This is a genomic window from Parvimonas pharyngis (assembly GCF_046569675.1).
Taxonomy (GTDB): Bacteria; Bacillota; Clostridia; order Tissierellales; family Peptoniphilaceae; genus Parvimonas.
The window spans coordinates 1-12,889 of record NZ_JBKICJ010000003.1 but is presented as its reverse complement, the minus strand read 5'-3'; the positions used below and the strand labels follow the sequence as shown (position 1 = coordinate 12,889).

At 29.9% G+C, this 12,889-nt stretch carries 10 protein-coding genes; all 10 read left to right on the top strand.

Translation table 11 applies throughout. The features are described from left to right. Positions 1 to 389 precede the first annotated feature (389 nt). Positions 390 to 1,517: a hypothetical protein gene (locus tag ACLGL0_RS04010; RefSeq protein WP_411013720.1), complete on the top strand. Its 1,128-nt coding sequence runs from the start codon at positions 390 to 392 to the stop codon at positions 1,515 to 1,517. Further along, complete coding sequence (locus tag ACLGL0_RS04005) at positions 1,507 to 1,704, top strand: hypothetical protein (RefSeq protein WP_411013719.1); 198 nt, start codon at positions 1,507 to 1,509, stop codon at positions 1,702 to 1,704. Before ACLGL0_RS04010 ends, ACLGL0_RS04005 begins: the two co-directional genes overlap by 11 nt. Positions 1,705 to 1,896: 192 nt before the next feature. Further along, positions 1,897 to 2,136 (top strand): hypothetical protein, encoded by a 240-nt coding sequence (locus ACLGL0_RS04000; protein WP_411013718.1) that lies wholly within the window; start codon positions 1,897 to 1,899, stop codon positions 2,134 to 2,136. Positions 2,137 to 2,272: 136 nt separating this feature from the next. Further along, a complete protein-coding gene (locus ACLGL0_RS03995) occupies positions 2,273 to 2,578 on the top strand; it encodes a GIY-YIG nuclease family protein (RefSeq protein WP_411013717.1) in 306 nt (101 codons plus the stop codon). Between the two features lie 306 nt (positions 2,579 to 2,884). Next, the gene (locus ACLGL0_RS03990; protein WP_411013716.1) at positions 2,885 to 4,819 is read left to right on the top strand and encodes a hypothetical protein; all 1,935 of its coding nucleotides are present in this window, start codon (positions 2,885 to 2,887) and stop codon (positions 4,817 to 4,819) included. Positions 4,820 to 4,880: 61 nt separating this feature from the next. After that, the gene (locus ACLGL0_RS03985) at positions 4,881 to 5,336 is read left to right on the top strand and encodes a hypothetical protein (RefSeq protein ID WP_411013715.1); all 456 of its coding nucleotides are present in this window, start codon (positions 4,881 to 4,883) and stop codon (positions 5,334 to 5,336) included. A 57-nt stretch (positions 5,337 to 5,393) separates the two neighbouring features. Further along, entirely contained in the window at positions 5,394 to 5,765 is a 372-nt protein-coding gene (locus ACLGL0_RS03980) for a hypothetical protein (protein WP_411013714.1), read from the top strand. A 253-nt stretch (positions 5,766 to 6,018) separates the two neighbouring features. Next, the gene (locus ACLGL0_RS03975) at positions 6,019 to 6,666 is read left to right on the top strand and encodes a hypothetical protein (RefSeq protein WP_411013713.1); all 648 of its coding nucleotides are present in this window, start codon (positions 6,019 to 6,021) and stop codon (positions 6,664 to 6,666) included. 54 nt (positions 6,667 to 6,720) lie between these two features. Further along, complete coding sequence (locus ACLGL0_RS03970; RefSeq protein WP_411013712.1) at positions 6,721 to 7,833, top strand: tetratricopeptide repeat protein; 1,113 nt, start codon at positions 6,721 to 6,723, stop codon at positions 7,831 to 7,833. Positions 7,834 to 8,177: 344 nt separating this feature from the next. Next, positions 8,178 to 12,889: putative Ig domain-containing protein (locus ACLGL0_RS03965; RefSeq protein WP_411013711.1), on the top strand; the 4,712-nt coding region annotated here is incomplete at its 3' end.

The window sequence follows — 12,889 nt, the reverse complement described above, 5'->3', positions numbered from 1 at the left end:
TAAATGTGTAAAACTACTATTTATTAAATATCATAGTAAATACAGTGAAATTTAAAGATTTAATAGTAAAAAGAGGATAGTAATTTTTTAAAATAATTTTATGAATTTAAAATTTATTCGAGTTAGTGTATTATAGACATTGAGTATTAAGATTAAAACATCTGATGTTATTATATAAGTATGTAATAAAAAGAATATTAGTGTTTAAGAACTAGTAAGAGACGAATAGGGCAGACTCCATATAACTTTAGTAAAAACCTGAAATGAGATAAAGTTTCCGTGTATGAACTTAAGCATATAACTAAATATTATGGAAGTTGCTTTTCGTGTATTCATTTATCTTTTTGTATGAAAACAGATAAAAATAAGTAATTAGTGAGGTGGTTATAGTGGATTCAGATACTAATAATACAATTGAAGATGTAAAAATTGTTGAAACTGTAAAAAGGCCTCTCGTTATATTTAAAACAGATGCTGATAAATATGGTCGTGATATAACGTTGATGAGTGATTTCTTTGATGGGTATGTTCAACAAATGGCATTATCAATCAGAGAACAATCTAACCTTGAAGTCATTCAGGATATTCCTTTTGCAAGTATAGGAATAATAAACGATGCTATACATCAAGCTGGTGTAATATTGAAGGGAAATGTGACTTTATTGCCAGATTTTGATTCCCTTCCTATGAATATCAAGGATAAACTAAATAAAGGTATTTATACTGTAGGTGAATCAAAACAAATTGATGGTAATCTACGAGCTGTTATCCTTGATGAAGAGGGTGTGCGTGTAAAGGATATTACTTTAAAAAAAGTAATGAGTAATACTGGAAATATTGAAACTATTCGTAGTATTGGAAATCAAATACAAATGCGTCAAATATATGCGAAATTAGCCGATATTCAAGAGCTTCAAACATATCAATTAGAGAAGGATAGAGACCGAGATATAATTGTCCCTTTTTTAGATGCAAGATCACTTATTTTGGAAGCAGAGCATAAACAAACAGTAGAGGAAAAAATTGCTTCGTTGAAAGCTGCAGACGATAAAATTAGAACTGCCTTGAATGCTATTTATGCTGATATTGAAACAACTACACGTTCACTTGCTAAAAGAACTAATAGAATATTTTTAGGGTTTGGAAATTCGTTGAATTCATATATGAGCTTTCTTACTAGTGACTTACAAATAGCAACAAAGTATGTTGGAGTTAGAATACAACTTTTGGAATATTTGGGAGAATCAAATATAGCAAAAGAAGTGTTACAATCATACCAACACGTTATTTATGATTTTTTGACAAAGCCAGTGACAATTAAAGGGATAACAGCTGTGAATTTGATGCATGATTACTTCCCATATACCAAGGATAATTTGAACTGTTGGCATTATTTCTCGAAAGAAATACAACCAGCTCTTGAAAAAAGCAAGAGTGCATTTTCCGTTGGTATGGATGAAACACAAAATCAAGAAATATATGTTATAACTGTGGAGAATGATGATTATGAGCAATAAAGAAAAAACTTGTATGGTGTGTGGAAGAATCATTACAGATCCAAAAAACAAAATGGGATTATGTCCCAAACATCAAAAACAAGGTAATAATATAATTGGAATAAGCGCTATTGCTGTTATTAGAATAGGCTTAAAAAAGTATGGACACAAGGTAGCAAAGGTATTTATAAAAGTGATAAAGAAATAATATTAATGGTGGTGTCTACATGGATTTATTATTAAATGACATTCTTCATTTGTCACAAGAAGAGATTAATAATAGTAAAATAGAATTTAATATGCAAGCTGGAAGTGGAGGACAACCATTTCTTGATAGATAGTTAAAACATTCTGAAGGAGATAAAGCAAACGGTATTTGCAAGGACTGTTCATATTAAGGGTGTATGGAAAGCAGAGAAACTTTTATCCAGAACAATGGGTTTTTAGTTTTGCAAGAATGCTAGAAGATGAATGGTTACTTATTTCGGTTGCACAGATAATAGATACTCCAGCCAATGATTGGGCTGATGCTCAAGCGCTTGATAGATTTGTTCCATTATTCGGAAGGCTCATCATCAAATACAAAAAAGGTAACACCTTTTCAAGATATATATTTAATTTGATTAAATATATATCTTGATGAAGGAATTGTACTAGAGGTTCTTCCCTGTGTTTATAGTGGTGAGAAGTTTGAAGGATACGACCGTGTGCATCTACAGTATCATAGATTATCTGACATTTTCAATGGTCGGATTCTCCCAACTTATTATGAAGCTTTGAAAAAGACTACAGGTGTGTATTGTCTTACGGATGCTCATACTGGAAAACTATATATTGGCTCAGCCACAGGAGAATATGGGGTGGCTCAAAGATGGGGTAATTATTTAGATTCTAAGCATGGTGGAAATAAAAAACTTATTGCACTCTATGAACAGAATGGTGCAGAGTATTTTGAGAAGTATTTTACATATACATTGTTAGAGAGTTTTGGTTTGTCGTATGATTCTGTGAAGATTATTGAAAGAGAGCAATATTGGAAACGTTACTTTGATACGATTAAGAATGGTTATAATGACAATTGATAAAAATGTTTCGAAGATATTGTTCTGTTAGATGATTGGGGCAACTTAACATTTGTATTGGTTTGACATATACGTTTTAAGGCGAAAATAGGTTTTTCAATATTCCCGTATATAGTTGTTAATTATGTTACTTGTTGGAGAACTGAGTTTTTATGATTCTTTTGCATTGTTGGAGAAGAGGCGTAAAGAAAAAATTTTTACAAAACAAAAAATGATAAATAAATAATGAATTTAAATAATTTAAAATTAATTGTCATATGTATATTAACTATAAGGATTTTAATTTAAGAAAGGCATATTATAACTATGGATTCAAATGATATTTTAAGAGTAAAATTTTATTCTGTAAAAGATTTAAGTCTAGGATTTGATACGGAGAGAATAGAAACTCTAATTAACAACTTTGTGCTAGAAGCAAAAAGAACAGATATTAACGAAATAATTGAACTTTATAATATACAACAATTTTTTAAAAATAAAATTTATTCTGAATATTGGGATAAGAATAAACTAGAGGATTATATTAAAGTTGTAAATAGTTTTAAAAGTGTGATTGGTAAGTATTTTTCAGAGATTAATATAAATAAATTGAAAAAGATAATAGAGACTATAAATTATAATTACAGAGATGATTTTTGGAAGATTATAAATGAATATAAAGTTTACGAAAAAATACCTGCAGAAATATTTATAAAAATACTTAAAAACAATCAATATATATTAAACTATATTTTAAAGTGTGATAAAATTGTAAATTATTTTTCAAAGGAAATAGTTATGTATATGGAAGAAAATCCATTTTGTGCAGAAATATTATTAAGATATTATTTAGAAAAACAAGGTAGATATACAGAAAAATTATACTTTCCATCTGATTTATCAAGTGAAAAGAGAGTGTTAATATTGGATAACTATATATCAAGTAATGTTTTAAACCCTAACTATTTAGAATTAATTCTTAAATCTAATAGTAAGAATGAATTGTTTTTGCCAGATAAATTAAAATTAAAGGCGAAACGAAAATATGAAGAACAAATGGAAGAGCTATTTAAAGGTGAAGGAGGAGTAGAATATGGTGTAAATATTTCTTTTTCTGATAGTTTAGATGAAGAAATAATATTTGAAAAAGGAAATAATAGATTGTTATCATTTTCATATAGTTCAAAATGGATAGAAGACAATTTGGATTATCCAACATTGTTGAATAATTTTATACATTTATTTGGTTATATAGATTTGCAGTGTAGATCTTCTCATGTTAATATTGAATCTCAATTGGGAATTTTCGAAAGAACTCTAGGAGTTAAAGGGATAAACGAATATATCACTGGAACAACATTTAATATTAATCAAATGCTAGCTCAACTTCAAATTATTGGATATTGTAGAGAATTAGAAAAAAACAATATTTATTTAGAGGAGATTATTAAATGGTTTTTTTGCACTTATTTAAAACAGGAATTTAATGCTGATGGATTTATTTTTAATGTATCTTCAAAAACAGCTTCATATCTTGAAAAGTGTAGGAATATTGCCGCTGAAATTGATAGCATTTTAAAACAATTTAAATTTTTTTGTGAAGATGGAGAAATTGATAAAGATCTATTACATATGTCATCAGAACATATATTTATTAAAAATATACCAAGTATGATACATAACAAGTACATTTATCCACGTGGAGACAATTACAAAAAAATAAGTCATTTATTATTTTCTGATCAATCACCAATTTATTTTATCCCTGAGTTATCAGGGAAATATAATTCTTTTTATGATTTATTAAATAAAGAAACTATATATTATGATATGTTTAATAATCATCAAAAAACTGAAATTGACTGGTTAATTGAACAAAATATTATAAAAATTGATGATAATAAAAAAATAATACCATATAATAAAAAGGTAAAGATATTAAAAGATTTATATAACCACAATGTAGCGAGTTTTTCATATTTAAAAAAATATAAGTATATACTTAAAGAATTTAAAAGTTTAGGAATGATAGAATTTTCATCTTCACTTTTTTCAAAACCAGAACAGGATTATTATAATTATCTTCTTAATAAATCTGTATTTGATAATGGTTTAGATCTTCGTAACAAATACTTGCACGGAACTCAAAAATCAGATGAATATAGTAATAATCAAGACTATTATATTTTTCTTAGAATTTTAATTCTCATAGTTATAAAAATAAATGAAGAATTTTGTTTAAAGTATCCTACAGAAAAATAAATTTTTATTTTTTAAATATTCATAGTAGTTTCAGATAATTTTTTAAGTGGAGGGAAAATAGTTGAGAAAATCATTAAAGAAAATTATTGAAGTATCAAGTTTAAATGAAAATGAGTTAGTTACATCTTTTGCTTTTGGAGAAAAAAAGTTCTGTAAATCTTCGGTATATGGAGAAAAAGTTGGAGGACGGTATGTTTTTTGTGATTTGCGTACAAAATTTGATACTAGTAAGATTGGATTAAGTAATGATATTGATTTTGCTATCAATAATATTTCTTTTATTGAAAGAACGTATCGATATTATAATGCAAATATAAAAGGTCTCGATTTAGATTATTGTAAAAGTATGCGTAAAAAATATTCTTTTAAAATTATGGAAGATTTATATTCTGTTTTATGGGATAATAAATTAGAAAAAATTAATTCTGCTGAAACACTTATTTCTACTAAACAGAATGTTGTAAAAATTTTTCCTGAACTAAGAAAAAAGCAGAGAGGTAGACAAACTGTAGATTAGGACAAATTTCGTTGTAACAAAAATTGTGACCTAGATAGATTATCTCATAGTGTTGGTATGATAGGAAATTTTATGCCAGTGCCATCTTGTGAACAAAAAATTTTGAGTACATATTTTGTGGAAAGATTTGATAAACTTTTGCAAGAAATAAAAAAATATTATAAAGAAAACAATATAGATAATAAACTTTACAAATCTTTTACAAATGACTTTATAGAATGGTTAAATCTATTTGTAGATGAAAATAAAAAGATATCTTGGGAAATATTTGTAAAAAGTAATTATTTAATGGAATCATTTGTAGATGAATTTTTTAACATTATATGTTTTGATGGTACGGCTTCTCAACTTTCAAAAATGATTTATAATAGGTCGGTTGTGATGATATGTGAGTACGAAAAAAGAATTAAAAAAATTACCGCAAAATAGTCAATTATATTTAGTGTTTTATTGTTAGGTTTTATAAAAAATTAGTGTAATAGATATCCTTTATTGTTAGTTTTAAAATATAATTTTTGATGTATTATCGAAAATTCATAGAAAAAACCATATAATAAAATAAATTTTATAAATTTTTAATATAATCTATGTAATTAGATTTCCTAAAATTTATTACTTTATTGATAATAAAATTATAAAGCTTAACTATACAAAAATATTTATAGAAAAAGGAGACGCTGAAATGTGTAATGGAAAAAATAAAGATAAAGATGAAGAACTTCTTAAATTTTTAAAATTTTCCTACTTTGGAGATTTAAATATTTCAATAGAGGTAGCTAGTAAGAGAGCATATCGTGATATGTGTCGTACATTAAGATTTGGTGTTTTACCAATAGATACTAAGGATAATATTATATCGGATTTAAAAGAATCTGTTAATGTTATTTTTAAAAAAGAAATTCCAATAATTAATGAAGGTAATATTACAAGTCCGGAAGAATTTAATTCATGGCATGAAAAAGTATGTTATTTAATTATTAAGAAATATGAGGAACATGGAATAAAGCTTACTTATGGTCAAGCACAGAAATGGCTTAATATGACTATAAAGTATTTATATATGCTTCAGGTGTATTCTTTTGATAGAGTTATTAATTGTTTACATATACCTATTGACAATTATATTTTTGTTGCAGTTGAAAAAAAACTTGGGATAAAAAGACCAGTGGATGCTTGGAGTAAATTAGATAAAACAGAGTATCTTAAGTATCAAAAAGATATTAGAGAAAGAATAGAAAAAGATAGTAATATAGATGTACCACCACTTCTTTGGGAGTTTAAAAATTGGTTAAATGAAGCAGAAAAAGAGGCACAAAAAGTTAAGAAGTAAATATTAGGGTTGTATATTTTTGTACTTAAACCTTGAATCAAAAAGGTAATTAAAATGTTAAATAAAATCAAATCACACTGGCACGAATTAAAAACAGAATATGAAAATAGATATAATAAACCATTTTTAAAAGATTTTGAAACTTCAAAAGAATATCTCGAAAAAATGAAAAGTTATCTTTTAGAAAAGCAAAGTGAATGTCCATCAAATGTTGATGTTGTTTGCACTCTTGCTTCTGTTTGTGTGGAACTTAGAGATGAGGAATTTGATTATGTTGAATTTCTACAAGACTTTTTAAATGAGTTTGAAAGTTCTTTAAGTGATAATGATAAAGCAAGAGTCTACACTAATCTTGCTTTTTGGGAGGATTTTTCTAAGGATAGTTTAATGTATTTTAATAAAGCTAAAGACTTAAATTCTCCATTTGTGGAAACTTATACAGGTCTTGGTCTTTATTATTTTAGTGAGTTTGAATTTTCTAAAGATGAAAAAAATTTAAAAATTAGTTATAATTATTTTAAAACAGCAAGAGAAATTGAAGAAAGTTATGTAACTTCTTTTAATTTTGCTGTATCTTTATTTGAACTTAAGGAATATGAAAAAGCAAATGAAATATTCTTAGGCTTACTTGAAATTTATCCTGATAGAATGCGTCTATTACTATGTTTAGCTTATTGTGAAGTGTATCTTGGAAACAAAACAAAAGCAATTTCTTATGTAGAGAAAGTAAAGCCCGGTCAAGATGTTAATTATGATTTTAATACAGATGATATTTCAGAAGACCAAATTATTGATGTCTATTATGCACTTGAAGAGTATGATATGTTTTTAAATCTTTGTGGAGATTGTGTTGAGTACTATTATACTGCAGAATGGGAAGAATATTTTTATGTTTTATGGTTAAAAAATCAAAAGGAAAAATTTTTTAGCCTTGAAGAAAAGAATCGAAAATATTTTGAAGAGGCTATAGAAGAAGCTATTGCTGATGAAGATTATGACAGTGAAAAAGAGAAACAAGAAACTATTGCTAGTTGGGAAGAGGATAAAAGAAACTTTGAAGAAATGATTTTTAGTATAAAGAGTGGAGCTTCAATACCTAAGATAAAATTGAGGTTATATCCGGAGTATTCGTGTTTTATGGTTGACTGTGTTAGACATAAATTTTAGTATTTATGTAAAAAATAATATTTTTTTAAAACTTACTTAGTTATTATAAATTTTGGTAATATGAAGTAAGTTTTTTTGTATTAAAATTGAAATATATATCTTATAAATGTCTTAAAAATATGGACTTTGTTATGACTATACATTTGTTGAATTTAAAGGCTTATTATGCAGATAGAATTATTCTAGTAAACATGACTAGCACTTGCAAATATCAATATAATATTGTATAATTAATTAAATATGGTTGTATAATTGTATTGAATAAAAAGGAATGTTTTTTTAGTTTTCTCATATATATTATGATGTTAGATGTGGGATAAAGAAAATTTTTTGAGGAGGGTTAAATGGATCGTTTTGAGATTTTAAGACAGTTAATTGATCACAAGAAACGAAAAGGCGAAGAGAAAAAGCCAATCTATGGAACGAGAAAGTTATCAGTAGGACTAGTATCATGTGTACTAGGATTTATGATGTTTTTGACACCTATAACAGCAATTGCTGAGGGTGGTCAACCAAGATCAGTCGTTAACGAAACAAAATACACAATCAGTGGAGAAACTGATGGTGTTTTAGATTATGCTAGAACAGATTACACAAAGGAAGACAGTAATGGAATACACCTTACTATAACAAAGTGGGCTAAGCTTGCGGGTTCATGGGGTGGTACAGATAAAGGTCCTTATAATGGAAGATATTTATTAAATTTCTTTGATGATGAATTCTACTCACAGATAGATTCTATAACTATTAATGGTGTTCAATTCGAGAAAGAAGCTAATGGAGCGCTTTGGAAGGTTCCAATCAACAACCAGACTGTACAGTCAGGTCTAATTGGTGTTATTACAAATACAGATGTTGTTATTAAGCTTAAGAATGGTGCTACTCTAGATAGTCTAGGAATGGCATCAAAGAGAATTGACTTTACAACTGTTTGGGTTAGATCAGACGGTAAAGCTGATAAAGCAGGATATGACAATGGATTTATACTAAAGAACAATGCTAATGTACCAGAACTTCCAAGTAATCCAAAAAATGGAAATGAATACTACTTAGGAACAGGCCTAAATGGATTAACAGGTGATGGAACAAAGTCTAAGGATGGTAATTTCTCTGGTGGGCATACAGGTAAGGCAGTAAGCTATGATGCAAAGAATAAGCTTATCAAATCAACTGTTTCATTTAAGCCTGATCAAAACTTCCTTCAGGCAAATAGCGGATGGGTTCTATATATAAACGAAGTTATACCTAAAGAACTTCTAAAGTATATTGATACTGATAATGTTAGACTTGGTGTATCTACGCCTACAGGAAAAATAACAGCATCAAATCCTATCAAACTTACAGTTGACCCTAACGGAAATGGCGTTATTTCAACTAAAGATACTCCAGAGCTAAGTATAGAAGGTGGAGATTGGAATAAGGTTACTAAGGTAAGAAATACTTTAGATTCACAGGTATTTTATGGAGCACTTGGTCAAAGAAGATCTTATACTATTGAATATAAGCTTAAGAGCAATGTTTCAAATCAAGAATTTGCAAAGGCTCTTAATGACTACATCGAAGCGAATAACAAGCAGCTAAACTTTGAGTCATGGTTAACAGCTGACTTTGTAGATTCTACAAATGCTTTTCTGGGAATCAGAAAGCCTGATGGTGGAAAGCCAAATAAGATTGTTCAGAACACATATTCTAATGCATTCCTAGAGGTACTAGATACTGATAAGGACGGTCTATATGACTTCCTAGAGGATGAAATTGAATCAGATAAGTTTAATGTTGATACCGATGGTGATGGAGTTCCTGATGGTCAAGAATTTCTAACAGATAAGACAGACATCCTAGATCCAAAGTCTTATCTAGTTGTAAAGCCAAATGTGACAACAACAGATATAGAGGCAAATAAGGCTGAGATAATTGAGGGAACAGTACCTAAGACTATATATGATAATCCTGCAGATACTACAAAGAAGCTAGAAGCTACAAATCAAAATGCAGGTAATGTTATAGTAAAGGCATATAAATATGTTGCGGATGATACAGATTATACAGCACAGCCAGTTAAGGCTCAGACAACAATTCCTTTCTCTGACTTAAAAGAAGGGAAGTTTAAGGTTAATGTACCTGCTGGAACTTTCCAGGATGGCGATAAGGTTATTTTAGTTGCTTATTCACCAGACGGAAATAATCCAATGGTTTCAAGCGAAAAAGTTAACGTTGGTGCTATTAAGGTTACATTTGACACAAATGGTGGTAAATGGGCTGACGGAACAAATACAGATAAAGTTGTTAATGCAGTAGCTGGTACTGCAACACAGCCAGAAGAACCTACAAGAGATGGATATCAATTCATGGGTTGGGCTGCAACTGCAGATGCAACAGAAGCTGATGCAAATATCCTAACAAATATTACTTCTGCTAAAGAAGTTTATGCAGTTTGGAAAGATGTTAAGGCTCCTGAAATCAATGAAATTGCTGATCAAACAGTAGTTGAGGGTAATGCAATTTCTGAAATTACTGTAACTACTGACGATCCAACAGCTACAGTAACAGTTTCTGGTCTTCCAAATGGAGTTACTTATAACAATGGAAAGATTAGTGGAACACCTTCTGTAACTGATTGGGGTCCAACTGAGGAAACAAGAGAGTTCACAGTAACTGTTGAAGCTAAGGATCCTTTAGATAATACAACTACAAAGACATTTAAGATAACGGTTCAAAGAGATACAGATAAAGATGGAAATCCAGACGTAACAGATTCAGATGATGATGGCGATGGATATTCAGATGATGATGAAAATGCAAGGGGCTCAGACCCTAAAAATGCTGGCTCAATTCCAGCTACTTATATTGGTTTAATAGAGTCTATGTCAATAGAAAATCAGGAGCAAACTGTTGTTGACAAAAAGCCAATAAAGAGAGTAAATATATATCCAGATAATATTGACTCAAATGCGAAAATTGATAGAACAAAGGTGCCATTTGGACTTACTATAGACGATTCTGATCCAGGAACTGCAATAATCTCTGGTAGCCCAAATATTACAAATTGGGGTCCAAATGAAGAATCAAGAAAGTTTGAAATACCAGTAACAGTAACAAACTCTAATGGTTCTAAGGTAACTAAGAAGGTAATAATAACAGTACTGAGAGATACTGATGGTGATGGAGATCCAGATGTAACAGATACAGATGATGATAATGACGGATATACAGATGTAGAAGAAAACAATAAGGGATCAAATCCTAAGGATGCAAATTCAGTTCCTTCTATAGTAATCAATCCAATTGCAGATCAGACTGTAGTAGAAGGTAATCCTATTGATGAAATTGAAGTAACAACAGATACACCAAATGCAACAGTAACAGTTAAGGATCTTCCTAACGGTGTAACATATAACAATGGAAAGATTAGTGGAACACCAAGCGTAACTGATTGGGGCCCAACTGAGGAAACAAGAGAGTTCACAGTAACTGTTGAAGCTAAGGATGCTACTGGAAAAACAACAACAAAGACATTTAAGATAACGGTTCAAAGAGATACAGACAGAGATGGAGATCCAGATGTAACAGATCCAGATGATGATAATGATGGAGTAACAGATGTTGAAGAAAACAATAAGGGATCAAATCCGAAAGATGCAAATTCAAGACCTGCAGCTGTAATTACACCAATAGCTCCAACAACAGTGTCAAATCAAACACAAACAGTAATTGAAGGAAATCCAATTACAAATGTAGTAGTAACACCAGGAAATAATGATGCTACAATAACAGTAGATGAAAGCAAGCTTCCAAACGGAGTTACTTACGATCCAACAACAAAGACAATTAGTGGAACACCAGTTGTAAATGACTGGGGACTTAGAGAAGAATTTAAAAACTTCGAGATTCCTGTAGTTGTTACAAATCCAGATGGTTCAAAAGTAACTAAGATTGTTGAAATCAGAGTAGAGAGAGATACAGACAGAGATGGAGATCCAGATGTAACAGATCCAGATGATGATAATGATGGATACACAGATATTGATGAAAGAGCAAAGGATTCAAATCCTAAGGATGCAAATTCAATACCTGCAGCTGTAATTACACCAATAGCTCCAACAACAGTATCAAATCCAACACAAACAGTAATTGAAGGAAATCCAATTACAAATGTAGTAGTAACACCAGGAAATAATGATGCTACTATAACAGTAGATGAAAGCAAGCTTCCAAATGGAGTTACTTATGATCCAACAACAAAGACAATTAGTGGAACACCGAATGTAAATGACTGGGGTCCAAATGAAGAAACAAGAAAGTTTGACATTCCTGTAGTTGTTACAAACCCAGATGGTTCAAAAGTAACTAAGATTGTTGAAATCACTGTTCAAAGAGATACAGACAGAGATGGAGACCCAGATGTAACAGATCCAGATGATGACAATGATGGATATACAGATGTAGAAGAAAACAATAAGGGATCAAATCCTAAGGATGCAAATTCAAGACCTGCAGCTGTAATTACACCAATAGCTCCAACAACAGTATCAAATCCAACACAAACAGTAGTTGAAGGAAATCCAATTACAAATGTAGTAGTAACACCAGGAAATAATGATGCTACTGTAACAGTAGATGAAAGCAAGCTTCCAAACGGAGTTACTTATGATCCAACAACAAAGACAATTAGTGGAACACCGAATGTAAATGACTGGGGTCCAACTGAGGAAACAAGAAAGTTTGACATTCCTGTAGTTGTTACAAACCCAGATGGTTCAAAAGTAACTAAGATTGTTGAAATCACTGTTCAAAGAGATACTGATAAAGATGGAGATCCAGATGTAACAGATCCAGATGATGACAATGACGGAGTAACAGATGTTGAAGAAAACAATAAGGGATCAAATCCTAAGGATGCAAATTCAAGACCTGCAGCTGTAATTACACCAATAGCTCCAACAACAGTATCAAATCCAACACAAACAGTAGTTGAAGGAAATCCAATTACAAATGTAGTAGTAACACCAGGAAATAATGATGCTACTGTAACAGTAGATGAAAGCAAGCTTCCAAA